The following is a 26,016-nucleotide window of genomic DNA, read 5'->3' as shown; positions in this document are numbered from 1 at the left end:
TGGCAGCCGTGACGACGCGCGTGGCCGCCATCGACTGCGGGACCAACTCGATCCGACTGCTGGTCGCCGACCTGCCCGACCCGTCCGCCGGGCCGCAGGTGCCGCTGGTCGACCTCAGCCGCCGGATGGAGATCGTCCGGCTCGGCCAGGGCGTCGACAAGACCGGTCGGCTCGCACCGGAGGCGATCGAGCGCACCCGGATCGCGCTCGCCGAGTACGCGGCGGAGATCGAGAAGCTCGGCGCCGAGCGGGTGCGGATGTGTGCCACCTCGGCGACCCGGGACGCCTCGAACGCCGCCGACTTCCGCGCGATGGTCGAGCAGACCCTCGGCGTGGCGCCCGAGGTGGTCACCGGCGACGAGGAGGCCCGACTCTCGTTCACCGGCGCGGTCCGCGGCCTGCCGGCCGACGCCGAACCGCCGTACCTGGTGGTCGACATCGGCGGCGGCTCGACGGAGTTCGTGGTGGGCACCCGCGAGGGCGGGGTGCGGGCGGCCATCTCGATGGACATCGGGTGCGTGCGGATGACCGAGCGGCACCTGCACAGCGACCCGCCGAGCCTCGACGAGATCGCCGCCGCGCAGGCCGACATCGCCGTCGCGGTCGACCGGGCGCTGGCGGCGGTGCCGGGCCGCGAGGCCGCCACCCTGGTCGGGCTGGCCGGATCGGTCACCACCGTGGTCGCCATCGCCCAGGGCCTCCGCGAGTACGACCCGGCGCGCATCCACCATGCTCGGGCGTCGTACGAGCGGGTCGCCGAGGTCACCGCCGACCTGCTGGCGAAGACCCGGGAGCAGCGGCTGGCCATCCCGGTGATGCATCCCGGCCGGGCCGACGTGATCGGCGCGGGCGCCCTGGTGCTCCGGGTGATCATGGAGCGCGCCGGGATGCCCTCGGTGGTCGCCTCCGAGCACGACATCCTCGACGGCATCGCCTGGTCGCTGGCCTGAGTTGCGGTCGCGTGCCGGGCACCGTGAGCTGGGTGCCGCCATCGTCACGGCCAGTCAGGCGATGGCGGCGATGTCGCCGTCGTCGAAGTAGATCGCCTGGTGGAGCCGGCCACCGAGGGCCGCGGCGAAGCGGGCCACGACCTCCTGGCCGGAGATTTTGCCCTGCTCGATCTGAGAGACGCGCCCCTTCGTGACGCCCATCCGGTCCGCCACCTGCTGCTGGGTCAGCCCGCGCGCCCGGCGCACCTCGGCCAGCCGGTGTCCAATAACCTCGGCGAGGAGTTCCTGCTTGCCCGCCTCGACAGCCTCTTCCCCGCCGGCACGGGCGACGTGCTCGGCGCGGATGTCCTGCCACCGTGAGTAGTCGCTCATGCTTCCCCCTCTTGTCGTGCTCGTTCCTTTACGTAGAGCTCGTAGCGTTGCTCAGCGAGCGGAACGGCGTCGCGGTACCAGGCATTCCACTGGCCCGACTTGTCGCCTGCCACCAGCAGGATGCTCGAACGCCAAGGGTCGAACGCAAAGAGGATACGTACGCTGCCTGGCCGCAGTTCCTTCAAGTTCGCCATCGACGAGCCGTGGATCGTGTCGACAAGTGGTCGTCCGAGTCCTGGTCCGTGCTCGGCAAGCAAGTCGATTGCCTGAACGACTCGGGCGTGAGTGCTGGGGTCGAGCGCCCCGATCCACTCCCGCACCTCGTGCACGAGGTAGGCATCCCACTCGCCGGCCGCCATATGTCGAGTATAGCGTCCGGTATACCTGCAGCGCGGCGTTTTCTTCGGCGCGCCCGGTTGCGGATGACGACAGCCATGCCGGGCCGTGGGAACCATGGCTCGGCCGCTTAGGGCCACCGGATGGCGGTCAGGCGGATAGAGCCCAACATCCTTTCCGACGACTTCGCGGCGAGCCGTCGCTTCTACCGGGATCTCATTTGGCTCGGCGGTGGCTCGAAACCCGCCCTCAACCACCTTCGTCGGCGCGCCGGGTCAGACGTTCGGCGCGCCGACGAAGGTTCACCTCGACGGTTGGCGCGGCCAGTCCGATGATCGCCCGGGCCTGCTCCCGGAGTCGCCGGACAGGTAGCCGGCCCAGGTGGAATCACCGGCCGCGCCGGGAGGACCGGCCCGGACAAGCTCTGGCTCAGGCATCCCACCGGGCGTCGTGAGGCCGAGACCGTCCACGCCGAGCGGCCGGCCCGGTCGCGCTGCCGGCGAGAGGATCTCGTCCGGCACCAGCGACGCCGGGTCGTCGGCTTCGGGCTTCGGCCACCGCTGCCAACGGCGGACGCTCACGACCCCGACGAGCAACAGGGAGCCCACCAGCAGTGCCGTTCCGGTCCGGAGGGGCGCCGCCAGGTCGACCTGGTGACCGCTGACGGTCAGTTTGTGGTCGAGCAGTCCCATCACCGCGGTCGGGCTGACGAGCAGCCCCAGGTAACTGGCCACGTAGGCCAGCCCGGCCAGCGTCGCGCCCAGCGGGGAGAGCCGGAGCGTGGCGATGAGTCCGAGCAGAATTCCGCCGGCTGCCAGCACCAGGGCGGGTCGAACGAAATCGCCGCTGGCCAGCACACCGCTGTCTTGTGCGTCTGCGAACGCTCGCGCCGAGCGATCCTGGCCGAGGGCGAAGAGGATCCAGGCCAGTGGACCCACGACGGCCGCGGCGATCACGGTTCCGATGTGTCGCATTCGGGCAAGGTACCGATCTTCCTGCGGAATCAGCAGGCCCATAAGTGAAACTTAAAATGCCGAAGCGAATTCAGATCCGCTCGGCGGCGAGCCGGGCGCCGAAGCCGAGCAGGGCCACTCCCGGCGCGGCGGTGGCGCCACCGTCCAGCGGCGGGTAGTCGCCCCGCCAGGCGGACCGCCACGCCTGCACGCCGAGGTAGGCCAGGTAGGCGACGCCGGCCCAGCGGATCGTCTCGAACAGCGGCTGGGAGCGGACGACGAGCGCGCCGAGCCCGCCCGCCGCGGCCACGCCCTGCACCGCGTTCGACACGGTCACGCCGGCCAAGAGCTACTGTTTTCTTGACGGTATTCCGCAATCCGCACTACTGTGCGGAGCGTGGACACGACACAGCTCCTCAAGGGCGTGCTCGACCTGGCCGTGCTGGCCGTGCTCAGCGAGGAGGACGGCTACGGCTACGACATCCTTCGGCGGCTGCGCGAGGCCGGCCTGGAGGAGGTCGGCGACGCCTCGGTCTACGGCACCCTGCGCCGGCTCTTCGCCGCCGGCCTGCTGACCACGTACGTGGTGCCGAGCGAGTCCGGCCCGCACCGCAAGTACTACGCGCTCAACGCCGCCGGCCGGGACCAGCTCGCCCGCTCCGGCAAGACCTGGCGCTCCTTCGCCAGCACCATGAACGCACTGCTCGACGATCGGGGGATGGCGGCATGACCGTCACTGGGCAGGAGATCGCGGACTACGTCGACCGGGTACGGGCCGCCCTGGCCGACCTGCCACCCGCCGTCCGCGACGAGTTGACCGAGGACCTTCCGGAGCACCTCGCCGAGGTGGCCGCCGAGGCCGGCGGCACGCTGGTCGACCGGCTCGGCGAGCCGGAGACGTACGCGGCCGAGCTGCGCGCCGCGGCCGGCGCGGAGACGGGTGACCGGCCCACGTCCCTCGACCGCCGGCTGACCGCCGTCCGGGCCCGCGTCGGCACCCAGTTGCGCACCCTCGACGCACAGCTCGGCCCGCTGCTCGGGTACGCCTCGGTGAGCGAGTTCCTCCGCCCGTTGCGACCGGCGTGGTGGCTGGTGCGCGGCTGGCTGGCGGCGCTGCTGGTCTCCGTCGTGCTCGGCGAGCCGTCCGGGCTGCTGCCCCGGCTCGACGGCAGCGTGCTGGCCGGCCTGTTCCTGCTCGCCGGCGCGGTCCTCGCCTCGGTCTGGCTCGGCCGCCGGTCCGCCGGTCTCGGGGGCTGGCCACGGCGGCTGCTGCGGCTCGGTACGGCGGCCCTGCTGCTCTTCTCCTTCGCCGCGCTGGTCAACGTGGACCAGCACGCCAGCTCGGACGAGTTCGCCCCCTACGAGGGGGTCTCGCTCCGCAAGGCGTACGACTCGGTGCAGGACGTGTTCGTCTACGACGAGCAGGGCCGGCTGGTGCGCAACGCCCGGCTCTTCGACCAGAACGGGGTGCCGATCCGGCTCGGCTGGCCCACCTGCGTCGACGGGACCGGGGTCGTGCCGCCGCCCAGCAACGTCTACCCGTACTGCCCGGAGCAGGCGCCCTTCGCGCCGCCGGCGCCGGCCACGGCATCGCCCGCGCCGTCCGTGAGCACGTCGCCCACCACAGCGGCGCCGACCGGCAGCGCGACAGCCGTTCCCGGCCCGACGGTCAGCTCCGGGCCCACCGCGCCGACCCCGGCGCCGACGCGTTGATCCGGCCGCCGGGGAACCCACGGAACCGCTGCTGTCGGCCGAACCTGGGAACTGGCTGAACGGATGAGGGAACGACGCGGACAAGATCGCTACGGTGTCGTCTGCTTCATCCCCCCTCGGAAGGAACACCAGTGTCAGAGCAGGTCGCACCCCCCAACGCCGGGCAGCCCGGCCCGGCCGAGCCGGCCCTCCCGGCGCAGCCGTCCGCGCCGGCCGGGAAGTCCAAGGGCCGGAAGGTGCTCGGCGCCGTCGGTCTCCTCGTCGCCGTCATCGCCGTCGGCGCGGCCAAGGGCGCGCTGCACCTCTGGGAGCAGCGCGACGACGCCGTCCAGGCCAAGGTCGGCGAGTGCATCGCGAAGCTGCCCGAGGTGGCCGAGGGCCAGGAGAAGGACGTCGACGAGGCCAAGGTCGTCGAGTGCACCTCCACCGAGGCGGCGTACTCGGTGGTCGGTCGGGTGGACCACCAGACCGAGGCGCAGGCGCGGTCCGGCGAGGCCTGCGACCAGTACTTCAAGGAGGGTGACGACGGCTACGTCTTCTCCGGCGGCGAGCGGAGCGGCGGGAAGTTCTACCTGCTCTGCCTGACCAAGAAGGCCTGACCTCTCCACGGACCACGACGGCGCGGGCCCCGGCCCGCGCCGTCGCCGTGTCCGGGGCCCCGGGCGAACGGGAGGTGAATGCCACTCTTCGCGCGTCTTCCCCGGGCCGTGACCGGCGTGGCAGGCTACCCGCACGTAAACACCCACTGGGCGACCAGCCAACGATGACTGACCGCTAGGAGGACGGGTCAATGGGCGAGATGGTGAGCTTCACCGGCAACGGGGGGACGAGCGAGGGGTATCTCGCGATACCCTCCGGCGGTGCGGCCAGCCCGGCGGTCATCGTCATCCAGGACTGGTGGGGCCTCGTGCCCCACGTACGGGCGGTGGTGGACCGCTTCGCGGAGGCCGGCTTCGTCGCCCTCGCGCCGGACTTCCGGCACGGCGGCCCGGCCAGCAAGCCGGACGAGCCGCGGCAGATGCTGAACAGCACGCAGATGGACGAGGCCGCGACGGACATCGCCGCCGCCGCGGAGTTCCTGGCCGGCCGTCCCGAGGTCGCGGGCAAGATCGGCTGCGCCGGGTTCTGCGCGGGCGCCAGCCTGGCCCTCTGGGCCGGGACGTTCTCCGACCGGATCGTCGCCACCGCCGGCTTCTACCCCCGGCTGCCCTGGGAGGGCATGGGCGCCGACTGGGCCGACTATTCGGGCAAGGCCGCCCTCATCCACTGCTCCGAGGCCGACGGCACCTCCGCCGCCACCGGGGTGCAGGACGTACGCCGGGCCATCGAGACGGCCGGCGGGACCTGCCAGACGTACGACTACCCGGGCACCGCGCACGCGTTCTTCAACGAGGACCGGCCGGAGCACTTCGACCAGCGGGCCGCCGCCACCGCGTGGGCCCGCACGCTGGAACTCTTCCGGGCCCGGCTTGGCTGAGCCCCGTACCCCCGCCGAGGTGGTCGCCCGCGCCGCGCGGGCGGCCGACCTGGCCGACCTCGACGGCGCGGTGAGCAACTGCTTCGCCTGCCCCCGGCTGGTCGACTGGCGGGAGGAGGTCGCGCGGACCAAGCGGGCCGCGTTCCGCGACCAGGAGTACTGGGGTCGTCCGGTGCCCGGCTTCGGCCCGCCCGACGCCCGGATCGGCATCCTCGGCCTGGCGCCGGCCGCGCACGGCGGCAACCGCACCGGCCGGATCTTCACCGGCGACCGCTCCGGCGACGTGCTCTTCGCCGCGCTGTACCGCGCGGGCCTGGCCAACCAGCCGACCAGCGTCGCCGCCGACGACGGCCTCACCCTGCGGGATACCCGGATCTTCGCCGCCGTGCGCTGCGCGCCGCCGGATAACAAGCCCACTCCGGTCGAGCGCGACACCTGTGCGCCGTGGCTGCACCGCGAGGTCGCGCTGATCCGGCCCACCCTGCGCGTCGTGGTGACGCTGGGCGCCTTCGCCTGGGCCGCGTGGTGGCCGGTCCTGCGCGACGTGTACGGCCAGCGCCCGCCCACGCCCCGCCCGGTTTTCGGCCATGGGGCACACTGGTCCGGCGGGTCCGCACCGGAGGTGCTCGGCTGCTATCACGTCAGCCAGCAGAACACCTTCACCGGGCGGTTGACGCCGGCGATGTTGGACGAGGTGTTCGCCCGGGCGAAGCGGTTGGCCGGGGTGGACTGAGGACTGCGTAGGGCGGTGGGATGGACCTCGGCGTGCTGCGCAGGTGGTGGCCGGTCGCGGCGGTGGCCCTGCTGCTGGCCGTCGCCGCGCTCGCTGCCGGGCACTCCTCGATCGGGGCCAGCCGCATCCCGCCCGCCACCGACACCATCCCGTACGTGCCGGAGTACCCCACCGTCGCGCCGCCGCCCTCGATCCCGGCCGAACCCCGGGACGCCGGTCCGGCCACCTCCCTCGAGGTTCCCGGCTGGATCATCTGGACGGCGGGTGCCGTGCTCGCCCTGGGCGTGCTGGTCGTCATCGGCTATGTGCTGTGGACGGTGATCACCGGGGCGCTGCGGCGGACCACCCGGGCGGTGCCCGCGCAGCGGGCCCGGCGTACCGCCGAGGGCACCGCCCGCGAGGTGGTCGCCGCCCTCGACGCCGGCCTCGTGGAGTTGGACGACCGGGACACCGACCCGCGGACCGCGGTGATCGCCTGCTGGGTCCGGCTGGAGGAGGCCGCCGAGGAGGCCGGGGTGCCCCGGCTCGCCGGGGACACCCCCACCGACCTGGTCAGCCGGCTGCTGCGCGGCGACCCGGCGGCCGGTGTGCCGGCGATCGCCAGCGCCGACGTGCTGGACGGCTTCGCGCACGTCTACCGCGAGGCCCGGTACGCCACCCACACGGTCGACGAGCGGATGCGCGACCAGGCCCGGGCCGCCCTGGGCCGGCTGCGCGGCGAGCTGACCAGCCTGGCGGCCGGGGAGCTGACCGCATGAGCACGAGCATCGACGACCTGCTGTCGTTCGACGAGGAGCCCGCCGGGCAGGCGGGCGAGACACGGCCCGGGCGACTGCGTCCGGTGCTGCGTACGCTCGCCGTCACCGCGGCGATCGTGGTGGTCGTGGTGGTCGCGCTGCGCGCGGTCGGCCTCCAGGTCTCGCTCTGGATCATCGTGGCGGCCGTGCTCGCGGTGCTCACCGTCCGGCGGGTCACCACCGCCCTGTCACCACCGCCGCCGCCCCGGGTCGGCGCCCGGATGCCCGCCGGGGAGGAGCCGGGCACCTGGAACTGGGCCGCCCGGGACGCGCTGCGTGCCGCGATCAACGGCTGGGAGCGCCCGCTGGACTGGTGCTCCGGCAACCGGGACCGGTTCGTCGAGCGGGTCCTGCCGCGCCTCGGCGAGCTGGCCGACGAGCGGCTGCGCCAGCAGCACGGCATCACCCGCGAGAGCGATCCGGCCCGCGCCCGCACCCTGCTCGGAGAGCCGCTGTGGACGTTCCTGAGCACCCCCTCCCGCCGCCCCCCGTCGCCGCGCGACCTCGCGGCGATCGTCGCCGAACTGGAGAAGCTGTGAAGAACGACGTGGACCGGAGCATTCCCGCCGACGAGGTGGGCCGGCTGGCCCGGGCGGTGCTGGACGCGGTCGGCACGGTCGTGGTCGGCAAGCGGGAGGCGCTGGAGCTGGTCCTCGCCGGCATCCTGGCCGGCGGGCACGTGCTGCTGGAGGACCTGCCCGGGCTGGGCAAGACCTTGACCGCCCGGTCGTTCGCGCAGGCCCTCGGGCTGGACTTCCGCCGCCTCCAGTTCACCCCGGACCTGCTCCCCGCCGACGTCACCGGCTCCTTCCTCTACGACCAGCGCAGTGGCGACTTCTCGTTCCGCGCCGGCCCGGTGTTCACCAACCTGCTCCTCGCCGACGAGATCAACCGGACCCCGCCGAAGACCCAGTCGGCGCTGCTGGAGGCGATGCAGGAGAAGCAGGTCTCGGTCGAGGGCGTCACCTACCGGCTGGACGAGCCGTTCCACGTGCTCGCCACCGCCAACCCGATCGAGTACGAGGGCACGTACCCGCTGCCGGAGGCCCAGCTCGACCGGTTCCTGCTCCGGGTGTCGTTCGGCTACCCCGACCACGAGGAGGAGTGGGACGTGCTGCGCCGGCGGATCGCCCGCCGGCGCGAGGAGGCCGAGATCGAGCCGGTGGTGGACGCCGGCACGCTGCGCGCCATGCAGGCCGCGCTGGAGGACGTGGTGGTCGAGGACTCCATCGGCCGGTACATCGTGGCGCTGACCGCGGCCACCCGGGAGCACCCGTCCGTGCTGGTCGGGGCCTCGCCGCGCGGCTCACTGGCGCTGCTGCTGCTGGCGCGGGTCCGGGCGGTGCTCGGCAACCGGGACTACGTGGTGCCGGAGGACGTCAAGGCGGTGGCGGTGCCCGCCCTGGCGCACCGGATCACGCTGCGCCCGGAGATGTGGCTGCGCCGGGTCGACCCGTCGTTCGTCGTCGGCGAGGTGCTGGAGTCCACGCCCGCCCCGGCCAGCGGCGCCCTGCCGAGCTACGCGGCCGGGGCCGTCGGACGCTGATGGCCGACCGTCACGAGCCGGCCGGCGGCTGGGTGCCCACCTGGGCGCTCGGCCGGGCCGTGCTGCTCACCGGGCTGCTGCTCGTCGCGGCCGTGCTGTTCGGTCGGATCGACCTGGTCGTGCTGGCCACGCCGTTCGCCCTCGGCACCGCGTACGGGCTGCGCCGGCGGCCCGGCACGCTGCCCGGACTGGAGGTTGGCGCCGGGGACGCGCACCTGGTCGAGGGCTCCCCGATGGCCGCCACGGTCACCGTCACCAACCCGGACACCGTGTCGTACGACGTGGCGGTGGTGCGCACCCGGATGTCCCGCTGGCTGCGGGTGGAGCAGGTCGATTTCGGCGGATCCGGGGTGGACGTGAGCCGCTCCGGCGGCGCGGACAGGCCCTTCGTCACCTCGGTGCCCCGCGGCACCGCCGTGGACCTGTCGCTGACCGGGACGGCCCTGCGCTGGGGCCGGCACCCGATCGGCCCGGCCGGCACCCGGGTGGCCGTCGCCGACGGGCTGCTGGTCTCCCGGTCGGTGATCACCGAGCCGGTCCGGATGCGTGTCTATCCGAGGACCGAGCCGTTCGAGGCGGTCGAGGCGATGCCGAGGGCGGCCGGCCTGGTCGGGGCGCACCACTCCCGGCGGCCGGGGGAGGGCGGCGAGCTGGCCGGGGTACGCGTCTTCGCCCCCGGGGACCGGCTGCGCCGGATCGACTGGCGGGTCTCGCTGCGGGCCCGGCAGTTGCACGTGGCGGCCACCCTCTCGGACCGCGACGCCGAGGTGGTGGTCCTGCTCGACGTGCTGGCCGAGGCGGGCCGCTCCGGCGGCGTACGCGGCCCGGCGTCGGTGCTGGACACCACGGTCCGGGCGGCTGCCGCGATCGCCGAGCACTACCTGCACCGGGGCGACCGGGTGGCACTGCTGGAGTACGGTCCGGCCGCCCGCCGGCTCCGCCCGGCCACCGGCCGCCGGCAGTACCTGACCGTGCTGGAGTGGCTGCTCGACGTCAAGGCGGAGTCCTCCCCGCACGAGCCGTACGACCAGGTCTTCGGCCCGCAGTTGCTGTCGTCGGACGCGCTGGTGGTGGTGCTCACCCCGCTGCTCGACGAGCGCTCGGCCCAGATGCTGGCCCGGATGGCCCGGGGCGGGCGCTTCGTGGTGGCGGTGGACACCCTGCCGGCCGACCTGCCCCCGCCGAAGGACCAGGGCTGGGCCGAGGTGGCGTACCGGCTGTGGCGGCTGGACCGGGACACGATGATCGGCCAGCTCCGCGAGCACGGCGTGCCGGTGGTGCGCTGGGCCGGCGCCGGCAGCCTCGACCAGGTGCTACGCGACGTGGCCCGGCTGGCCACCGCCCCCCGGGTGGGTGGCCGGTGAGCGAGCTGCGGGACGGGCTGAACGAGCGGGTCCGCGCGCTGCGGTACGCGGTCAACCGGGTCAGCCCGGCGCCGCTGCTGGTCCGCGCCGGCATCTTCCTCACCGTGTTGATCGGCTTCCTGGTCGCGTACCCGGTGGAGGCGCTGGTCCCGCGGTCGCTGCTGGCCCTGACGGTGGTGGCGGTGTTGCCGGCGGTCGGGCCGCGCCGGGTCTGGCCGACCTTCGCGGCGCTGGTCACGGTCGGTGGCTGGCTGCTCGCCACGGTGGGCTACGACCGCCCGCCGGCGCTCTGGCGGCTGGTCGCCACGGCCTCCCTGCTCTACCTGGCGCACACCCTCTGCGCGCTCGCCGCGCTGCTGCCGTACGACGCCGTGGTCGACCCCGACCTGCTGCTCCGGTGGCTGGGCCGGGCCGGTGGGGTGGTGCTGGCGAGCGCCGTGCTCGGCATCGTGCTGGCCTGGCTCGGCGGGGTCGGCGGGGACCACGGCTTCCAGGCGGTGACCGTCGCCGGGCTGCTGGTCGCGGTGGCGCTCAGCGCCCTTCTCGGCTGGCTCCTGCGGCGTAGATAACCGAACCTCACCGGGACGTTGCGCAGGTCACAGGGGTTGTGCTCCGTCACAGAAGCGGGTCTCGAAAGGGATTACCCGAGCCCCCCGGGGAAAGATAGATGACGTGAATCCGAAGCGGATCCTTGTCGTGGGTGCCGGGCACGTGGGCCTGTACGCCGCTCTGCGCCTGTCCAAGAAGCTGAGCTCCCGTGAGGCCGAGGTCATCGTCGTCGACCCGCAGCCGCACATGACGTACCAGCCGTTCCTCCCCGAGGCTTCGGCGGGCAACATCTCGCCCCGGCACGCCGTGGTGCCGCTGCGACGGGAGTTGCGCAAGTGCACCGTCCTGGCCGGTACGGTCACCCGGATCGACCACGACCGCAAGACCGCGAGCGTGCAGCCGATCAGCGGCCCGACCCGGGAGATCCAGTACGACCACGTGGTGGTCGCCCCCGGATCGGTCTCCCGCACCCTGCCGATCCCCGGCCTGCACGAACACGGCATCGGGTTCAAGACCATCGGCGAGGCCATCTTCCTGCGCAATCACGTACTGGACCAGCTCGACGTGGCGGCGGCCACGACCGACCCGGAGGTCCGCCGGCGCGCGCTGACCTTCGTCTTCGTCGGAGGCGGCTACGCCGGCATCGAGGCGCTCGCCGAGATGGAGGACATGGCCCGGGACGCGCTGCGCTACTACCCGGAGCTCGAGCCGGGGGACATGCGCTGGGTTCTGGTCGAGGCCACCCAGCGGGTGCTGCCCGAGGTCGACCGGGACATGGGCGCCTACACGGTGCAGCAGCTGCTCAAGCGGAACATGGACATCCGCCTGGACACCCGGCTGGAATCCTGCGTCGACGGCGTGGTGAAGCTCTCCGACGGGGACAGCTTCCCGGCCGACACCATCGTCTGGACGGCCGGCGTGAAGCCGTCGCCGATGCTGGACGCCACCAACTTCCCGCGCGACGAGCGGCGCCGGGTCACCTGCCTGCCCACCCTCCAGATCGTGGACGGCGACCGGGTGGTCGAGGGCGCCTGGAGCGCCGGGGACTGCGCCGCCGTGCCGGACCTGACCAAGGAGCCGGGCAACTTCTGCTCGCCGAGCGCCCAACACGCGGTCCGGCAGGCCGCCCGGATGGCCGACAACATCGTGAACGTGATCCGCGGGCGCGAGCCGGTCGACTACAAGCACAAGCACGCGGGCAGCGTGGCCAGCCTCGGCCTGCACAAGGGCGTGGCCCAGGTCTACGGCGTGAAGATGACCGGCTGGCCGGCCTGGTTCATGCACCGCACGTACCACATGTCACGGATTCCGTCCGTCAACCGCAAGGTCCGGGTGGTGGTCGACTGGACCCTGGCGTTCTTCCTCAAGCGCGAGGTGGTCGCGCTGGGCCAGCTGCACGACCCGCGCGAGGAGTTCGCCGAGGCGTCGGCCCCGGTGGGCGTACCCCGCTGAGTTCGTCCGAGAAGGCCCTTCCCGTCCCGGGAGGGGCCTTTTCCATTACCGGTCAGAACCGCCAGGTCCAGGCGTCGGCGACCCGGGTGCCGGGGCCGAAGAGCTGCTCCAGGGTCTGCCGCAGGGTCTCCGCGTGCGGGGCGTCGTCGGTCAGCGCCACGCAGGAGGCGCCCCAGAACTCGATGTCCCGCGCGGCCTGCCGGCGCTGCTGGTCCCCGATGGCCGGCGGCACCCCGCGCTTCGCCACGTCAGCCAGCAGAGCCGAGGTGGGCTGCTTGTAGGTGCCCATCGCCGCCGAGCCGTCCTTGCCGTACGAGCCGATGAAGAAGCCCTCCGGCATGCCGAACTCCGCGTCGGCCGCGGTGCCCCAGCGCATCGGCCAGGGGTCCGCCGGGGTGGCCGGGGGCACCGGCACGAGCACCCCATTGGGGCGTACGCACTGCCGCCAGTGACCGGCGGTGACGAACTCGGGCAGCGCCGGCCGGCCGGCCGTGGGCAGCGGCGCCGGGAGGACGCTGAGCAGGGCCACGCCGACGGCCAGCGGCACCAGCCGCCGGGCCCGGCCACGCTCCGCGAGGGCCCGGTCCACGGCGAGGGCCAGCACCGTGCCGGCCAGTGGCAGCACCGCCAGGGCGAACCGCATCGGCAGCGCCCCGTCCACCACCGGCAGCCCGGCCAGCAGGGCGTACGGGGCGGGCAGTCCGGTCCGCGCGCCGCCGACCACCACCTCGGGCCCGAGCGACAGCAGCGCCGCCACCAGCCCGCCGGCGAGGCAGGCGACCGCCAGCGGCCGCCGGCCCAACCAGACCGCGCAGCCGACGGTGACCAGCAGCAGCGGCCAGCCGAGGAAGGTGTTGTACTCGGCCGGCCCGGTGGTCAGCCGGGCCGAGGCGTCGCTGCCCAGCACGGCGAGCGGGGAGAGCGTCGACCAGCTGGTCAGGTCGGCGGAGAAGTAGTGCGGGCTGAACATCCCGTCGGCGACGCCCTGCGGCCCGGCGAACTGGTGCCACAGCGGGTAGCCGAGTACCAGCAGGGCCAGCCCGGCGGCCGTCATCAGCCCACCGGCGAAGCCGGGCAGCGCCCGACGCAGCAGTGCCGGGTCGGCCAGCCCGTACGCGACCGCCATCACCAGCAGGGTGAACGCCGTGAGGAAGAGCACCTCCTCGCCGATGAAGACCTGGACCGTCACCACCGCGGCCAGCCCGGCGGAGGAGGTGACCAACCGGCGGCGGTCCGGCCCGTCCGGGCGGCCGGCCGGGTCGGCGGCCCGGAGCAGCCGGACCACCAGCCAGACGATCACCGGCACCAGCCACTGGGCGGTCATGTGCAGGTGGGCGTTGCTCTGGGAGACCATGCCGGGGCCGAATCCGCAGAGCGCCGCGCCCAGTCCGGCGGCGACCGGGCGGGCCCGCAGCGTCCGGGTGAGGAGCAGGTACCAGGCGACCGCCGTGCCGGCCAGGTTCCCGGCGACGAGCAGGGCGAAGCTGACCGGCGCCCCGAACGCGAGGGTGACCGGGGTGAGCAGCACGCCGAGCGCGATCACCGTGGTGTTGGCCATCAGGTTGACCCCGTCCGGCGCGTTGAGCCGGTCGGTGAGCAGGCTGAAGTCGCCCAGCAGGGCCCGCGAGTCGATGGCCAGGAACCACTCGTAGAGGGTCTGGTCCGCCGGATTGAGCGCGAGCACCCGCTGCCCGGGGGCCGGCCACAGCCCGTGGGTGAGCCACCCGGCCAGCAGCGCGAAGAGCAGCGCGACGAGCAGCTCGGTGCGGTGCCGGGCGAGGGTGGCCAGCACGCGGGCCACCCGGGTCGGGCGGGCGACCGCCTGGTCGAGGCGGACGGCCTGGTCGGGCTCGGGCCCGGGGGCCGTGGGGGCGGCGCTGGTCACGGCCTCGACGATAACGGCGTGCCCCCCGTGGGGTACGCCGGGTCGCCGCGTAACGGCTACGGTGAGACTGCACCGCCGCGTGTCGGCGCGCCGGTGTCGCCCGCCCGGGTGGTGGAACGGCAGACACGGCCGCCTTAAAAGCGGCTGCCGCAAGGCGTGCGGGTTCGACCCCCGCCCCGGGCACCAGACTCTCAGGTTTCCCACAGCTTCGCCCCGCGCGCGAGGTTGCGGATCCCGTTTACCCTGGAGGTTGCACGTTCACGTGCATCGACCCCCTGAGGGAGGCCTGAGAAGTGAAGACCTCGAACCCGGTGCTCGCCCGGCTCGGCCAGGCGGCCGACCGCGAGCGGGCGGCCGGGTACGCCCAGCCCGGGCCGTACGGTCAGCCCGGATACCCGCAGCAGTACCAGCCGTACCCGCAGCAGTACCCGGCCGGCCCCGGCTACCCGACCGCCCCGCCCACCGTGACTCCGATGACCCTCGACGACGTCGTCGTCAAGACGGTCACCCTGCTGGGCATCCTCGGTGTCGCGGCGGCCGCCACCTGGGCGATCCTGCCGGACCAGCTGCTCAGCCTGGCCTGGATCGGCGGTGCCGTCGTCGGCCTGGTGCTCGGCCTGATCATCTCGTTCTCCCGGATGGCCAACCCGGCGCTGGTGATCGCGTACTCGGCCGTCGAGGGCGTCTTCCTCGGCGCGGTCAGCAAGACCTTCAACACCTTCTACGACGGCATCGTGCTCCAGGCCGTGGTGGCGACCTTCGGCGTCTTCTTCCTGATGGCGATGCTCTACAAGTCGCGCGTCATCCGGGCCACCCCGAAGTTCGCGAAGATCATGATCGCGGTGATGGGCGGCCTTTTCGCGGCCATGATGATCAACCTGGTGCTGGCGCTCTTCGGCTTCAACACCCACCTGCGCGACGGCAGCCCGCTGGCCATCGGCTTCAGCCTGGTCTGCATCGTGGTCGCCTCACTGAGCTTCGTGCTCGACTTCGCCAACATCGAGAACGGCGTCCGGATGGGGCTCCCGCAGCGCTACTCCTGGGTCGCCGCGTTCGGCATCCTGGTCAGCCTGGTCTGGCTCTACCTGGAGGTGCTGCGCCTGCTCAGCTACCTCCAGGGCGGCGACGACTGACCGCCGTACTTCCGCCGACGCCCGCCTGCCGCGACCGCGGCGGCGGGCGTCGTCGTTTTCCCGCCACCGCCGGTCCGCCCGGGGCAGAGTGAACTCCTGGGTACGTCGCCGAGGAGGTCGCGGTGCGGAGTGCCAATCCGGTGCTGGACCGGCTGGACGACGTCGGCCGGACCGAACGCCAGGTGCTGGGGGTCGGCGCCGTCGAGTCGATGACGGTGGCCGACGTGGTCAGCCGGACGGTCGGGCTGCTGCTGCTCACCGGCGTCACCGCGGCGATCGCCTGGGTGGTCGTCCCGCAGGCGTGGTGGATCTCGGCGGCGCTGGCCGGCAGCGCCCTGGCCAGCCTGGCGCTGGTGCTGTTCATCTCGCTCAAGCAGGTCACCAACCCGCCGCTGATCGCCGCGTACGCGGTGCTCCAGGGACTCCTGCTCGGGGTGGCGAGCCGGGCCTTCGAGCTGATCTATCCGGGGATCGTGGCGCAGGCGGTGATCGGCACCTTCGGCGTCTTCCTCGGCATGGCGCTGCTCTACCGGGCCCGGATCGTCCGCGCCTCCCCGCGGCTGGCCCGGCTGGTTCTCGGCACGCTGCTCGGGATCGTGGCGATCGGCCTGGTCAACCTGGTCACCTACCTGCTCACCGGGCGGCAGGGGCTGGAGATCTACAGCCTGACCGCCCGGGTCGGCTGGCTGCCGTACGTCTTCTCGGTGGTGGCGATCATCGCCGGGGCGTTCAGCTTCGTCCTCGACTTCGACCTGGTCGAGCGCTCGGCCCGGGCCCGCCTGCCCCGCCGGTACGCCTGGTACTGCGCGTTCGGCCTGTTGGTCGGGTTGATCTTCCTGTACTGGCAGATCCTGCGCCTGCTCAGCTACGTCCGCCGCTGACCGTACGACACCTCCAGCTCGGCTGGCGGCCATAATTCGGCCTCCCCGCCGCTAGGCGGCGCTCCGGTCCGAATGAAGGCCGGTCTGCCGCCGCGCCGCGACCTGGAGCCGTCGTAGACTCGGCCGCGATGAGCGCAGCGGAACTGGACCGGGCGGTGGAGCTGCTGGTCCGTCAGGTCGGGCACTGGGAGCAGCCGCGCTGGTCGGCGCAGGCCGAAGGCGGCAACGTGTCCCGGGCGGACCTGGTGCACAAGCTGGTGCAGGAGATCGCCAACCTGGCCGCGGACGCGGAGGGCGGGCCGCGCCGGGACGTACCCCGGCTCGGCAGCGACCTGGTCCTGCCCGATCAGCTCCGGGTGGTCGCCGCCGATTTGGTGGCGGCCGGTCCGCCCGAGGCGGTGCTGGGCCGGGCCGCCGCCGCGATCGCCGCGACCCGGTCGGCGCTCTGATCGTTCACCGCTTCAACCAGCGCCGGACCTTCCGCTTCCGGGCCCGGTCCGCCGCCCGGATCAGGGCCGGCACGTCCCGTTCGGCCGTGGTGGCCTGCCGGGCGTGCAGGATGCCGTAGGTGAAGGTGTTCTCCCCGTCGGCGTACGCGCGCAGCGCCTGCCGGCGCAGCACCTCGCGGGTCACCACCGAGTCCTGGTGCGCGCCGAGCTGGACCTGGAGGTCCTTGAGCCGTTCCACCAGCCTGGCGGCGGGGCCGCCGACGGTCGGTTCGCGCACCTCCACCGCGTACCGGGCCCGCTTGTACGCCTTCCGCGCCTCGTGCAGCGCCACGTCGTCCGCCCTGCCGGTCGTCAGGGCCCGGTCGAGTCGGTCGTCCGCCCGGGTCACCGTGCGACGGACCAGGCGGGCCACCCAGCGTCGGCCTACCGGGCGGGCGGTCGGCCCCTCCAGCAGCGCGTCGAGCCGGCGGAGCAGGTCGGCGTACCGGTCGGAGCCGAGCGCTGCGCGCAGGTCGTCGAGGGCGGTGGCCAGGTCGGCGGCGAACCGTTCGGCGAGCCGCGCGGCGACCGGGCCGAGCACCAGCTCGTCCGGTTCGGCCCGGACCGCCTCGGCCAGCCGGGCCGCCATCACCTGGGTGTCCCGCACCGGCCCGAGCCGGCCACCCAGCCAGCTCAGCTCTCCCCGCAACGCCTCGCTCTCCCGCCGGTCCCACAGGCCGCGGAAGGTCCGTAGGGTGGACCGGAGCCGGCGTACGGCGACCCGCATGTCGTGCACGGCGTCCTCGTCGCCGCCCCACGCGCCGGGATGGTGGGCGATCAGCGTGTCCCGCTGCGTGGCCAGATAGTCCTGGACCGGAGCCGCCGCCGGGTCGGCGGGCGCCGGGCGGGCGGCGGCGAGCCGGCCGCCGAGGGCGCGCTGCGACTTGGAGACCGGCACCGGCCGGGCGCCGGCGGCGCGCAGCCGGGCGTCCACCGCGTCGAGCGTCGCCTCGTCGCCGTCGACCAGTTCGACCTCGAGTTCGTGCCATGCCTGCCGTTCGCCGCTGACCAGGTCGTGGGCCTCGACACTGTCCTCGGCGACCTCGGCGAGGGCCCGGCCGGCCGCGTCGAGAAGGCGGCGCTCCCGGCGCCGGGTGACGATCCGGGCGGCCGGGGCGACCGCATCGCCGCGGGACGCGGCCCGGAACAGCGCGGCCAGTTCGGCCGGTGGTTGGGTGTCATCCGGCCCGGCCGGGAACTGGTACTCGGTCCGGGCGCCGCCGGCCGCACCGACCTTGAGGTGCCAGCCCGCGTCGTGCCCCCCGGTACGCCGGCGAAGCGCGAAGCCGCTGCGGGCCAGCCGGAGGTCGGGGGTGTCCAGGTAGACCGCGTCCAGGTCGTGGGCGGTGGCGTCGGACGTAATCACGACGCCACCGCACCCGGTCAGGTCGGGCAGCCGGAACCCCTCGTCGCCGGAGTACTTCCGTTCGCGTTCCACGACCCTTGCCATGGCGCCTCCCGTACCCGGCTCCCGCTTGGGTGAATCGGTCTCAGTTCAGCCGTTCGAGCACCATGGCCATGCCCTGGCCACCGCCGACGCACATGGTCTCCAGCCCGATGGTCCGGTCGTGCCACTCCAGGGCGTTGAGCAGGGTGCCGGTGATCCGGGCACCGGTCATGCCGAACGGATGCCCGACCGCGATCGCGCCGCCCATCACGTTCAGCTTCTCCTCCGGGATGCCCAACTGCCGGTAGGACGGGATCACCTGGGCGGCGAACGCCTCGTTGATCTCGACCAGGTCGACGTCGTCGATGGTCATGCCGGCCCGCTTGAGCGCCTGCCGGGACGCCTCGACCGGGCCCAGGCCCATGATCTCGGGCGACAGCGCGGTGACGCCGGTGGAGACGATCCGGGCCAGCGGGGTGACGCCGAGTTCCCGCGCGCGCTGAGCACTCATCATCACGACGGCGGCCGCGCCGTCGTTGAGCGGGCAGCAGTTGCCGGCCGTGATCCGGCCGTCCGGGCGGAACACCGGCTTCAGACCGGCGACCCCCGCCAGGGTCACCCCCGGACGCGGGCCGTCGTCGGCGCTCACCACGGTGCCGTCCGGGGTGGTGACCGGGGTGATCTCGCGGGCCCAGAAGCCGTCCGCGATCGCCTTCTCGGCCAGGTTCTGGCTGCGGACGCCGAAGGCGTCCATGTCCTCGCGGGTGATGTCGTAGACCTGCGCGAGGTTCTCCGCGGTCTGGCCCATGGCCAGGTAGATGTCGGGGAGCCGGCCGGCCTCGCGCGGGTCGGTCCACACCTCGGCGCCGCCTTGGGCGCGGGCCACGGAGCGCTCGCGTGCCCCGGCGAAGCGCGGATTCTCCCAGCCGCCGCCGACCAGCGCCTGCGCCTCCGGCGGCAGGGTGTCCGAGTTGCCCCGCGCGTACCGGGAGACGGTCTCGACGCCCGCGGAGATGAAGACGTCGCCCTCGCCGGCCCTGATCGCGTGCATCGCCATCCGGGTGGTCTGCAGCGAGGAGGCGCAGTACCGGGTCAGCGTGGCGCCGGGCAGGCCGTCCAGCCCCAGCAGGGTGGCGACCACCCGGGCCATGTTGAAGCCCTGCTCGCCGCCGGGCAGGCCGCAGCCCAGGTAGAGGTCATCGATCGTGGTGGGGTCCAGCGCGGGGACCTTGTCGAGGGCGGCCTGGACGATGGTGGTGGCGAGGTCGTCCGGGCGGACGTCCTTCAGGGAACCCTTGACCGCGCGGCCGATGGGGGACCGGGCGGTGGCGACGATGACGGCGTCGCGGGGCGACTCAATCGGCATGAACCAACGTTAACGCGCGGGTAACTTGGCGCGGAAGCTCGCCGGCGGGCGGGAAATGTCACCCCGCTCGGGCCGGCTCAGTGGTGTCGGGAGGCGATGGTCGCCGCCGCCTGGACCGCCGGCAGCAGGGCGTGCGCCCAGACCCGGTAGCCGTCGGCGGAGGGGTGGTAACCGTCGTGGCAGAGCGTCCCGGCGTCCGCCCGGAACACCGGGCCGGTCTCTGTGCCCAGGTCGACCACGCTGCCCCCGGCGTTCAGCACGGCCGCCGTCTGGGCGCGGGCGATCCGCCGGCCCGACCAGGCCAGCACCTGCCGCAGCGGGGCGGCGACCGCGCGGACCGCGCCCAGGTCGGGGCAGGTGCCCACGACCACCTCGACGTGCGCCTCGCGCAGCCGGCGCACCGCCGACCCGAGGTACGCCGCCGCGTCGGCCGGCCGGGCCATCCCCGTGGCGTCGTTCGCCCCGATCAGGATCACCGCCACGTCGGGCCGCTCGCCGAGCAGCGCCCGGGCGACCTGGGTGGCCAGGTCGGTGGAGCGGGAACCGGAGACCCCCACGCTGGACAGGTGCACCCGACGGCCGGTCGGCCCCTCGGCGAGCAGGTTGGCCAGCTGGCCGCCGATGGTGTCCTCGAAGCGTTCCGCCCCGACGCCGAGCGCCGAGGAGTCGCCGAGCAGCACCAGCCGCAGCGGTGGCGCACCCGCCCGGCCCACCGTGGCCCGCAGCGCGAGGCTCAGCTCGGGTTGGGCGTACTGGCGGTTGCGGGCGGCGATGGCCTGGCCGGCGAGCACGGCCGCCCCACCCACCGTGCCGGCGACCAGGGAGAGGGCCGCGGCCCGACCCAGCCGGGCCACAAGCTCGTTACGCTCCGTCATGACGGCACCTCCCCAGCTCCGACGGCGTGGACCGGTCCGTTCGCGGCGCCGACGGCTGCCGCCGTCTTCCCGTGACTGACCTCGAACATGAGTGCGGTCCGCATTGTGCCTGCTGATGATGCCCCGACCGTGCCCGGTCATGCCAGCCCCTCCATGGTCGGCGACTCGGCGGAGGGGCTGGACTGGGGCACCGCGCCGACCCCGAAGAAGGCGCGCCGCCGCAACTGCACCCAGCGCCCGCCGGGCCCTCGGTCGCGGCCCCGGACCTGGGCACCGCTGACCTCGGTGCCGGCGTGCCGGGCCGCCTCGTGGGCCGCCTCCGGCAGCGACCGTACGCCCTCCCGACTGCTGATCGGGACCCTGCGGTCCGGACCGGCACCCAGCGCGGAGAGCACGGTGGGCAGCAGCGCCGCCGCGGCGACCGCGTATCCCTCGGCGGACGGGTGGAACCGGTCCCAGGCGAACATCCGGGCCGGCTCGGCGGCGAACCGGGGGCCGAGCAGGTCACCGAGGGAGACCGTCCAGCCGCCCGCCTCGACCACCGCGACCGTCTGGGCGGCCGCGAGCTGCCGGCTCCAGCGCCGGGCCAGCCAGCGCAGCGGCGGCTGGATCGGCCGGATCGCGCCCAGATCGGGGCAGGTGCCGACGACCACCTCGCAGCCTGCGGCGCGCAGCATACGGACGGCGTCGACCAGGTAGCGCACGGCCACCGACGGCGGAGTGCGGTTGGTGACGTCGTTGCCGCCGACCAGGAGGACCGCGATGTCGGGCGTGACCTCCAGGGCCGACTCGACCTGCGGCTTGAGCCCGGCGGACAGGGCGCCGACCACGGCGAAGCGGTGCAGCCTGACCGGCCGGAGCAGCCGGCGGGACAGCCCGGTGGCCAGCAGCGCGCCCGGGGTCTCCCGGCGGCGGTGCACGCCGTATCCGGCGGCCGAGGAGTCGCCGAGGATGACCATGGTGACCGGGGGACCGGGCAGCTTCGCCCCGTACACCCCGTCGCAGCGCGGTGGGGGCGCCTCGGCCATCGGGATGGTGCGCCGGGCCTGCCGGGCCTGCCCGAGCAGCACCCCGCCCGTCGCGACGGTGGCCGCCATGGTGGCGCCCGTACCGATCGCCGCCACTCGGGCGATCCGCCGGGCGCGCTGCCAACCGGCCGGTGCGACGGAACCAGCGTCCCCCATGAGGTCGACATTATCGCGCCGCCACGACACCCGCTCTCCCCGTGATCAGGCGGCTGGGCGGCGGCCGATCAGGGTACCTGTTCAGGCAGGCGGGACGGGCTTGCGCCGGCACCGCACCCTGGTCGAGCGGAAAGGGGCGAACTGATGGGGAAGACGTTGAAGCGGAGCGCGGCCTTCGCCGCGCTGGCCCGGGCGTTGGCGTCCGGGACGCGCGGTGGTCCGTCGCTGGGTGCCCGGCTGGCGGCGCTGCCCCGGATGATCCGGGCCACCGCCAAGGGCGAGTACGACGGGGGCCTCCGGCTGGCCCTGATGGCCGGGGCGACGGCGTACATCGTCTCGCCGATCGACCTGCTGCCGGAGATCCCGCTGGCGATCTTCGGCCTGGCCGACGACGCGGTGATGGTGACCTGGTTGGCCGGCAGCGTGCTCGCCGAGACGGAGCGGTTCCTGGAGTGGGAGGCGCGCCGCGGCTCCGTCATCCCCGGCCATGTGGTGCCCTGACGACCCGTACCCTTGGCGACGAACAGCAGACTCCCCGGCCGCCGTGGGCGGCGGCGCAACGAAGGGCACAACGAGGTGCAGTACTACGACAACGTCGTCGAGCTGATCGGCAACACCCCGCTGGTCCGCCTGCGCAGCGTCACCGAGGGCATCCAGGCGACCGTGCTGGCGAAGGTGGAGTACGTCAACCCGGGCGGTTCGGTGAAGGACCGGATCGCGCTGCGGATGGTGGAGGACGCCGAGCGGGCGGGCATCCTCAAGCCGGGTGGCACGATCGTCGAGCCGACCAGCGGCAACACCGGTGTCGGCCTGGCCCTGGTGGCCCAGCTCAAGGGTTACAAGTGTGTCTTCGTCTGCCCGGACAAGGTCAGCCAGGACAAGCAGGACGTACTGCGCGCCTACGGCGCCGAGGTGGTGGTGTGCCCGACCGCCGTGGCCCCGGAGGACCCGCGCTCCTACTACAACGTCTCCGACCGGCTGGCCCGGGAGATCCCCGGCGCCTGGAAGCCCAACCAGTACAGCAACCCGGCCAACCCGCGCTCGCACTACGAGACGACCGGCCCGGAGATCTGGAAGCAGACCGAGGGGCAGATCACCCACTTCGTCGCGGGGGTCGGCACCGGCGGCACCATCTCCGGCATCGGCCGCTACCTCAAGGACGCCTCCGCGGGGCGGGTCAAGGTCGTCGGCGCGGACCCGGAGGGCTCGGTCTACTCGGGCGGCACCGGTCGGCCGTACCTGGTCGAGGGCGTCGGCGAGGACTTCTGGCCGGAGACGTACGACCGGACCATCGCGGACGAGATCGTCGAGGTCTCCGACAAGGAGTCCTTCGAGATGACCCGGCGGCTGGCACGCGAGGAGGGGCTGCTGGTCGGCGGCTCCTGCGGCATGGCCGTGGTGGCCGCCCTGGAGGTGGCCCGCAAGGCCGGCCCGGACGACGTGATCGTGGTGCTGCTGCCGGACAGCGGCCGGGGCTACCTCTCCAAGATCTTCAACGACACGTGGATGGCCCGGTACGGCTTCCTCGACAACTCCGGCGCCGAGCCGACCGTGGCCGACGCGCTCGGTGGCAAGCCGGGCGGCCTGCCCGAGCTGGTGCACGTGCACCCCACCGAGACGGTCCGCGACGCCATCGACTACATGCGCGAGTACGGCGTCTCCCAGCTCCCGGTGCTCAAGGCCGAGCCGCCGGTGGTGACCGGTGAGGTGGCCGGCTCGATCGCCGAGAAGGACCTGCTCGACGCGCTCTTCACCGGGCAGGCCCACCTGCACGACACCATCGAGCGGCACATGGCCGACCCGCTGCCGATGATCGGTGGCGGCCAGCCGGTCAGCGAGGCGGTCGTGCTGCTGGAGAAGGCCGACGCGGCCCTGGTGCTGGTGGACGGCAAGCCCAAGGGTGTGCTGACCCGGCAGGACCTGCTCGCCCACCTCGGCGCCCGCTGACGGGTCAGGACGGGCCCCTTCTCAACGCCTCGTGCAGAGGAAGGGGCCCCGCTTGACACCGCCGCGTCAGCGGCTCAATTCGGTCGGGACCGCCACCACGTCGACGTGGGCCCCCTTGCGCAGCACCGTGACCGGCAGGCGGGTGCCGATCGCCGGGCCGAGCATCAGGCGTTGCAGGCTCTGGCCGTCCTGCACCGGCCGGCCGCCGGCCGCGACGATCACGTCGCCCAGGTAGATCCCGGCCACCCCGGCCGGGCTGCCCGGCACCACCTCCACCACCCGCAGCCCGCGCCGCTGCCCGGTCCGCGCGGTGATCTCCGGCGGCAGCGGTACGGGCACCCCGGCCACGCCCAGCCAGGCCCGGCGGACCCGGCCGTCGGTGGTCAGGTCGGCGATGATCTGCCGGGTGGTCGCGTTGATGGGCACGGCCAGCCCGAGGCCGTACCCGGCGACCGCCGTGTTCACCCCGACCACCCGGCCGGCCGAGTCGGCCAGCGCGCCGCCGGAGTTGCCGGGGTTCAGCGCCGCGTCAGTCTGGATGACGTCCTCGATCAGCCGAATGACCCGCCCGTCCCGCGCCGGCAGCGACCGGCCCAGCCCGGAGACCACCCCCGCGGTGACCGAGCCGGCCAGCCCCATCGGATTGCCGACCGCCACCACCAGTTGGCCGATCCGCAGCCGGTCCGCGTCGCCCAGCTCCACCGGCGGGACGCTCGCCTGTTCCGCCCGCAGCACCGCCAGGTCCGACAGCGGGTCGGCGCCGACCACCCGGAACCGGGCCTCGGTGCCGTCGCCGAAGGCGGCCGTGCCGCCCGCGGCCCCCTGCACCACGTGGGCGCTGGTGAGCAGCAGCCCGTCCGGGCCGATGACCACCGCCGAGCCGGCTCCGGCCCCGCGCGCCGTCCGCACCGACAGGGCGGCCACGCGGGGCAGCACCCGGGCGGCCACGCCGGTCACCACCCGGGAGTACGCGTCGAGCGCGGCGTCCTCCGCCCGCCCGCTGTGCTCCGTATCCATGCCGGTGCCAACGCGACCGCCCGGACCGCCATGCCCCGATCCGCTCAGAGCGAACGGCGGGCTCTCCTGTTAAGAAGGGGCCCCGCCTCTACCGTAGGCGTTAAGAAGGTGCCCTTCCTTACAGCTGGCGGGCGTAGCGGAGCTGGGCGACCAGTGCGGGGCCGATCAGGTCGTCGCGTTCCTCGCCGGTGGCGGCCCAGCCGCCGCGCTCGTAGAACCGCCGGGCGGGGGCGTTCTCCCGGAGCACCCACAACACCGCCCGGGCCCAGCCGCGGGCCCGCATCGCGGCCAGGGCGTCGACCATCAGCGCCCGCCCGGTGCCCCGGCCCCGCTCGGCCGGCTCCAGATGGATGGCGTTGAGCAGGCCGGTGGCGGGGTCGCCGGCGTCGTCCGGGCCGAGGTAGCTGAAGCCGACCAGCCGGCCGTCGCGCTCGGCGACGGTCATCCGATGGTCCGCGCCCTCCCAGGTCAGCCGCTCCACCCAGTACCGGCCCATCGCCTCCGGCGTCGGGTCCGCCAGTGTCTCCGCCGGCAGGAACGGCGAGTACGCCGCGACCCGGGACCGCTGGTGCAGCGCGCCGACCCCCATCAGGTCGGCCTCGGCGGCGGGACGTAGGGAGATCGTCACCGGGTCGAGGCTACCCGCCGGGGCGGCACCGGCACGGTCATCAGGTCCTCGGCGATCACCAGGTCCCCGGCGAAGTGTTCGCGGGCCTCGTCGGCGAACCGGCGCGGGTCGGCGTACCGCTGGGAGAAGTGGGTGAGCACCAGGGTGCGTACCCCCGACTCGGCGGCCACCCGCGCGGCCTGCGCCGCGGTGAGGTGGCCGACCTCGGCGGCGAGCACCGCCTCCGACGCCAGGAACGTCGACTCGATCACCAGCAGGTCGGCGTGCTCGGCCAGGGCCCACACCCCGTCGCAGAGCCCGGTGTCCATCACGAAGGCGAACCGCTGCCCCGGTCGGGTCACGCTCACCTCGTCCCGGGTGACGCGGCCTCCGTCCACGTCCAGGTGGCCGTCGCGGAGCAGCTTGCCGACGGCCGGGCCGGCGATGCCGTACGCGGCCAGCTTCTCCGGCAGCATCCGGCAGCCGTCCGGCTCGACCAGCCGGTAGCCGTACGTCTCGATCGGGTGCCGCAGTCGGCGGGCCTCCAGCGTGCCGATGCGCGTGCTGATCCGCTGCCCGTCGGTGCCGATCGGCTCGACGGCCAGCTCAGCGGTCTCGTAGAAGCTCGACGCGTGTCGCAGCCGGGCGAAGTAGTCGGCGCCGCCGGCCGGGAAGTGCACGGCCACCGGGTGCGGTACCCGGTCGAGAGAGAGCCGCTGGATCATGCCGGGCAGGCCCAGGCAGTGGTCCCCGTGGAAGTGGGTGACGCAGATCCGGGTGAGGTCGGTGGCGGAGATCCCGGTGTGCAGCAACTGCCGCTGGCTGCCCTCGCCCGGGTCGAAGAGGAGCACCTCGTCGTCCCAGCGCAGCAGGTAGCCGTTGTGGTTGCGCTGTCGGGTCGGGGCCTGGCTGGCCGTACCGAGCACCACCAGCTCGCGCATGGACACGGCGGATCTCCCCTGACCATGAAACGACCCCCGGGGTTTCCGCGTTCGCACGCGGGC

At 73.7% G+C, this 26,016-nt stretch carries 29 protein-coding genes and 1 tRNA gene; 18 read left to right on the top strand and 12 right to left on the bottom strand.

Features of this window, described 5'->3' with window-relative positions; all coding sequences use genetic code 11:
- Positions 1-20 precede the first annotated feature (20 nt).
- Positions 21-950, top strand: a complete 930-nt coding sequence (locus ONA70_RS01280) for a Ppx/GppA phosphatase family protein (protein WP_265004497.1) — start codon at positions 21-23, stop codon at positions 948-950.
- Between the two features lie 54 nt (positions 951-1,004).
- On the opposite strand, the gene ONA70_RS01275 is transcribed toward ONA70_RS01280, so the two are convergent.
- The 4 genes from ONA70_RS01275 to ONA70_RS01260 all read right to left on the bottom strand — a co-directional run bounded on the left by ONA70_RS01275 (position 1,005) and on the right by ONA70_RS01260 (position 2,948).
- A complete protein-coding gene (locus tag ONA70_RS01275) occupies positions 1,005-1,322 on the bottom strand; it encodes a helix-turn-helix domain-containing protein (protein ID WP_265004428.1) in 318 nt (105 codons plus the stop codon).
- On the bottom strand, positions 1,319-1,681 hold the full coding sequence (locus tag ONA70_RS01270; protein ID WP_265004427.1) for a type II toxin-antitoxin system RelE/ParE family toxin: 363 nt from the start codon (positions 1,679-1,681) through the stop codon (positions 1,319-1,321). The genes ONA70_RS01275 and ONA70_RS01270 overlap by 4 nt, the downstream gene beginning before the upstream one ends.
- Before the next feature lie 279 nt (positions 1,682-1,960).
- Positions 1,961-2,674: a hypothetical protein gene (locus ONA70_RS01265; RefSeq protein ID WP_265004426.1), complete on the bottom strand. Its 714-nt coding sequence runs from the start codon at positions 2,672-2,674 to the stop codon at positions 1,961-1,963.
- Between the two features lie 28 nt (positions 2,675-2,702).
- On the bottom strand, positions 2,703-2,948 hold the full coding sequence (locus ONA70_RS01260; protein ID WP_265004425.1) for a LysE family transporter: 246 nt from the start codon (positions 2,946-2,948) through the stop codon (positions 2,703-2,705).
- Between the two features lie 60 nt (positions 2,949-3,008).
- Between ONA70_RS01260 and ONA70_RS01255 the strand changes: the two genes are divergently transcribed.
- The 11 genes from ONA70_RS01255 (at position 3,009) to ONA70_RS01205 (ending at position 12,242) form a co-directional block, all read left to right on the top strand.
- Positions 3,009-3,341, top strand: a complete 333-nt coding sequence (locus tag ONA70_RS01255) for a PadR family transcriptional regulator (RefSeq protein ID WP_265004424.1) — start codon at positions 3,009-3,011, stop codon at positions 3,339-3,341.
- Positions 3,338-4,324, top strand: coding sequence for an HAAS signaling domain-containing protein (locus tag ONA70_RS01250; protein ID WP_265004423.1), 987 nt, complete (start codon positions 3,338-3,340; stop codon positions 4,322-4,324). The genes ONA70_RS01255 and ONA70_RS01250 overlap by 4 nt, the downstream gene beginning before the upstream one ends.
- Positions 4,325-4,455: 131 nt before the next feature.
- Positions 4,456-4,923 carry an LppU/SCO3897 family protein gene (locus ONA70_RS01245; RefSeq protein ID WP_265004422.1) on the top strand — a complete coding sequence of 156 codons (468 nt, stop codon included), beginning with the start codon at positions 4,456-4,458 and terminating at the stop codon, positions 4,921-4,923.
- A gap of 191 nt (positions 4,924-5,114) precedes the next feature.
- Positions 5,115-5,801 carry a dienelactone hydrolase family protein gene (locus tag ONA70_RS01240; RefSeq protein WP_265004421.1) on the top strand — a complete coding sequence of 229 codons (687 nt, stop codon included), beginning with the start codon at positions 5,115-5,117 and terminating at the stop codon, positions 5,799-5,801.
- A gap of 19 nt (positions 5,802-5,820) precedes the next feature.
- Entirely contained in the window at positions 5,821-6,534 is a 714-nt protein-coding gene (locus tag ONA70_RS01235) for a uracil-DNA glycosylase (RefSeq protein ID WP_265004496.1), read from the top strand.
- A gap of 20 nt (positions 6,535-6,554) precedes the next feature.
- The gene (locus tag ONA70_RS01230) at positions 6,555-7,292 is read left to right on the top strand and encodes a DUF4129 domain-containing protein (protein ID WP_265004420.1); all 738 of its coding nucleotides are present in this window, start codon (positions 6,555-6,557) and stop codon (positions 7,290-7,292) included.
- Entirely contained in the window at positions 7,289-7,870 is a 582-nt protein-coding gene (locus ONA70_RS01225) for a hypothetical protein (RefSeq protein WP_265004419.1), read from the top strand. The genes ONA70_RS01230 and ONA70_RS01225 overlap by 4 nt, the downstream gene beginning before the upstream one ends.
- Positions 7,867-8,877 (top strand): AAA family ATPase, encoded by a 1,011-nt coding sequence (locus ONA70_RS01220; protein ID WP_265004418.1) that lies wholly within the window; start codon positions 7,867-7,869, stop codon positions 8,875-8,877. Before ONA70_RS01225 ends, ONA70_RS01220 begins: the two co-directional genes overlap by 4 nt.
- Positions 8,877-10,241: a DUF58 domain-containing protein gene (locus ONA70_RS01215; protein ID WP_265004417.1), complete on the top strand. Its 1,365-nt coding sequence runs from the start codon at positions 8,877-8,879 to the stop codon at positions 10,239-10,241. The genes ONA70_RS01220 and ONA70_RS01215 overlap by 1 nt, the downstream gene beginning before the upstream one ends.
- Before the next feature lie 5 nt (positions 10,242-10,246).
- A complete protein-coding gene (locus tag ONA70_RS01210) occupies positions 10,247-10,810 on the top strand; it encodes a VIT1/CCC1 transporter family protein (RefSeq protein WP_265004495.1) in 564 nt (187 codons plus the stop codon).
- A 103-nt stretch (positions 10,811-10,913) separates the two neighbouring features.
- Positions 10,914-12,242, top strand: coding sequence for an NAD(P)/FAD-dependent oxidoreductase (locus ONA70_RS01205; protein ID WP_265004416.1), 1,329 nt, complete (start codon positions 10,914-10,916; stop codon positions 12,240-12,242).
- 52 nt (positions 12,243-12,294) lie between these two features.
- Here the strand turns inward: ONA70_RS01205 and ONA70_RS01200 are convergent, their stop codons facing one another.
- Positions 12,295-14,127, bottom strand: coding sequence for a hypothetical protein (locus tag ONA70_RS01200; protein ID WP_265004415.1), 1,833 nt, complete (start codon positions 14,125-14,127; stop codon positions 12,295-12,297).
- Between the two features lie 102 nt (positions 14,128-14,229).
- Between ONA70_RS01200 and ONA70_RS01195 the strand changes: the two genes are divergently transcribed.
- The 4 genes from ONA70_RS01195 to ONA70_RS01180 all read left to right on the top strand — a co-directional run bounded on the left by ONA70_RS01195 (position 14,230) and on the right by ONA70_RS01180 (position 16,590).
- Positions 14,230-14,313, top strand: a tRNA-Leu gene (locus ONA70_RS01195).
- Between the two features lie 107 nt (positions 14,314-14,420).
- Positions 14,421-15,260 carry a Bax inhibitor-1/YccA family protein gene (locus ONA70_RS01190; protein ID WP_265004414.1) on the top strand — a complete coding sequence of 280 codons (840 nt, stop codon included), beginning with the start codon at positions 14,421-14,423 and terminating at the stop codon, positions 15,258-15,260.
- A 122-nt stretch (positions 15,261-15,382) separates the two neighbouring features.
- Positions 15,383-16,141, top strand: a complete 759-nt coding sequence (locus tag ONA70_RS01185) for a Bax inhibitor-1/YccA family protein (RefSeq protein ID WP_265004413.1) — start codon at positions 15,383-15,385, stop codon at positions 16,139-16,141.
- A gap of 128 nt (positions 16,142-16,269) precedes the next feature.
- Positions 16,270-16,590 (top strand): hypothetical protein, encoded by a 321-nt coding sequence (locus ONA70_RS01180; protein WP_265004412.1) that lies wholly within the window; start codon positions 16,270-16,272, stop codon positions 16,588-16,590.
- A gap of 4 nt (positions 16,591-16,594) precedes the next feature.
- On the opposite strand, the gene ONA70_RS01175 is transcribed toward ONA70_RS01180, so the two are convergent.
- The 4 genes from ONA70_RS01175 to ONA70_RS01160 form a co-directional block, all read right to left on the bottom strand.
- Positions 16,595-18,079 carry a CYTH and CHAD domain-containing protein gene (locus ONA70_RS01175; RefSeq protein WP_265004411.1) on the bottom strand — a complete coding sequence of 495 codons (1,485 nt, stop codon included), beginning with the start codon at positions 18,077-18,079 and terminating at the stop codon, positions 16,595-16,597.
- A 40-nt stretch (positions 18,080-18,119) separates the two neighbouring features.
- Positions 18,120-19,382, bottom strand: a complete 1,263-nt coding sequence (locus ONA70_RS01170; RefSeq protein ID WP_265004410.1) for an acetyl-CoA C-acetyltransferase — start codon at positions 19,380-19,382, stop codon at positions 18,120-18,122.
- Between the two features lie 77 nt (positions 19,383-19,459).
- The gene (locus ONA70_RS01165; protein WP_265004409.1) at positions 19,460-20,257 is read right to left on the bottom strand and encodes an SGNH/GDSL hydrolase family protein; all 798 of its coding nucleotides are present in this window, start codon (positions 20,255-20,257) and stop codon (positions 19,460-19,462) included.
- A gap of 137 nt (positions 20,258-20,394) precedes the next feature.
- Positions 20,395-21,441, bottom strand: a complete 1,047-nt coding sequence (locus ONA70_RS01160) for an SGNH/GDSL hydrolase family protein (RefSeq protein WP_265004408.1) — start codon at positions 21,439-21,441, stop codon at positions 20,395-20,397.
- Between the two features lie 144 nt (positions 21,442-21,585).
- On the opposite strand from ONA70_RS01160, the gene ONA70_RS01155 reads away from it, so the two are divergent.
- Both ONA70_RS01155 and ONA70_RS01150 read left to right on the top strand, forming a co-directional pair.
- Positions 21,586-21,942 carry a YkvA family protein gene (locus ONA70_RS01155; RefSeq protein ID WP_265004407.1) on the top strand — a complete coding sequence of 119 codons (357 nt, stop codon included), beginning with the start codon at positions 21,586-21,588 and terminating at the stop codon, positions 21,940-21,942.
- A 75-nt stretch (positions 21,943-22,017) separates the two neighbouring features.
- Complete coding sequence (locus ONA70_RS01150; protein ID WP_265004406.1) at positions 22,018-23,388, top strand: cystathionine beta-synthase; 1,371 nt, start codon at positions 22,018-22,020, stop codon at positions 23,386-23,388.
- 66 nt (positions 23,389-23,454) lie between these two features.
- On the opposite strand, the gene ONA70_RS01145 is transcribed toward ONA70_RS01150, so the two are convergent.
- The 3 genes from ONA70_RS01145 to ONA70_RS01135 all read right to left on the bottom strand — a co-directional run bounded on the left by ONA70_RS01145 (position 23,455) and on the right by ONA70_RS01135 (position 25,959).
- Positions 23,455-24,405, bottom strand: coding sequence for a S1C family serine protease (locus ONA70_RS01145; protein ID WP_265004405.1), 951 nt, complete (start codon positions 24,403-24,405; stop codon positions 23,455-23,457).
- A 118-nt stretch (positions 24,406-24,523) separates the two neighbouring features.
- Positions 24,524-25,033, bottom strand: coding sequence for a GNAT family N-acetyltransferase (locus ONA70_RS01140; protein WP_265004404.1), 510 nt, complete (start codon positions 25,031-25,033; stop codon positions 24,524-24,526).
- The gene (locus ONA70_RS01135) at positions 25,030-25,959 is read right to left on the bottom strand and encodes a ribonuclease Z (protein ID WP_265004403.1); all 930 of its coding nucleotides are present in this window, start codon (positions 25,957-25,959) and stop codon (positions 25,030-25,032) included. Before ONA70_RS01135 ends, ONA70_RS01140 begins: the two co-directional genes overlap by 4 nt.
- Positions 25,960-26,016: the final 57 nt, after the last annotated feature.

This window comes from Micromonospora yasonensis, from assembly GCF_026013475.1.
GTDB lineage: Bacteria > Actinomycetota > Actinomycetes > Mycobacteriales > Micromonosporaceae > Micromonospora > Micromonospora yasonensis.
Note: the sequence above shows the minus strand (reverse complement) of the source record. Positions and strands in the feature narration are given on the sequence as shown.

Excerpts from the sequence above, each read along its gene's own strand:
- ONA70_RS01275 (WP_265004428.1), bottom strand. The coding sequence starts at position 1,322 with ATGAGCGACTACTCACGGTGGCAGGACATCCGCGCCGAGCACGTCGCC.
- ONA70_RS01270 (WP_265004427.1), bottom strand. The coding sequence starts at position 1,681 with ATGGCGGCCGGCGAGTGGGATGCCTACCTCGTGCACGAGGTGCGGGAG.
- ONA70_RS01265 (WP_265004426.1), bottom strand. The coding sequence starts at position 2,674 with ATGGGCCTGCTGATTCCGCAGGAAGATCGGTACCTTGCCCGAATGCGA.
- ONA70_RS01250 (WP_265004423.1), top strand. The coding sequence starts at position 3,338 with ATGACCGTCACTGGGCAGGAGATCGCGGACTACGTCGACCGGGTACGG.
- ONA70_RS01240 (WP_265004421.1), top strand. The coding sequence starts at position 5,115 with ATGGGCGAGATGGTGAGCTTCACCGGCAACGGGGGGACGAGCGAGGGG.
- ONA70_RS01230 (WP_265004420.1), top strand. The coding sequence starts at position 6,555 with ATGGACCTCGGCGTGCTGCGCAGGTGGTGGCCGGTCGCGGCGGTGGCC.
- ONA70_RS01225 (WP_265004419.1), top strand. The coding sequence starts at position 7,289 with ATGAGCACGAGCATCGACGACCTGCTGTCGTTCGACGAGGAGCCCGCC.
- ONA70_RS01215 (WP_265004417.1), top strand. The coding sequence starts at position 8,877 with ATGGCCGACCGTCACGAGCCGGCCGGCGGCTGGGTGCCCACCTGGGCG.
- ONA70_RS01180 (WP_265004412.1), top strand. The coding sequence starts at position 16,270 with ATGAGCGCAGCGGAACTGGACCGGGCGGTGGAGCTGCTGGTCCGTCAG.
- ONA70_RS01175 (WP_265004411.1), bottom strand. The coding sequence starts at position 18,079 with ATGGCAAGGGTCGTGGAACGCGAACGGAAGTACTCCGGCGACGAGGGG.
- ONA70_RS01170 (WP_265004410.1), bottom strand. The coding sequence starts at position 19,382 with ATGCCGATTGAGTCGCCCCGCGACGCCGTCATCGTCGCCACCGCCCGG.
- ONA70_RS01165 (WP_265004409.1), bottom strand. The coding sequence starts at position 20,257 with ATGACGGAGCGTAACGAGCTTGTGGCCCGGCTGGGTCGGGCCGCGGCC.
- ONA70_RS01160 (WP_265004408.1), bottom strand. The coding sequence starts at position 21,441 with ATGGGGGACGCTGGTTCCGTCGCACCGGCCGGTTGGCAGCGCGCCCGG.
- ONA70_RS01155 (WP_265004407.1), top strand. The coding sequence starts at position 21,586 with ATGGGGAAGACGTTGAAGCGGAGCGCGGCCTTCGCCGCGCTGGCCCGG.
- ONA70_RS01145 (WP_265004405.1), bottom strand. The coding sequence starts at position 24,405 with ATGGATACGGAGCACAGCGGGCGGGCGGAGGACGCCGCGCTCGACGCG.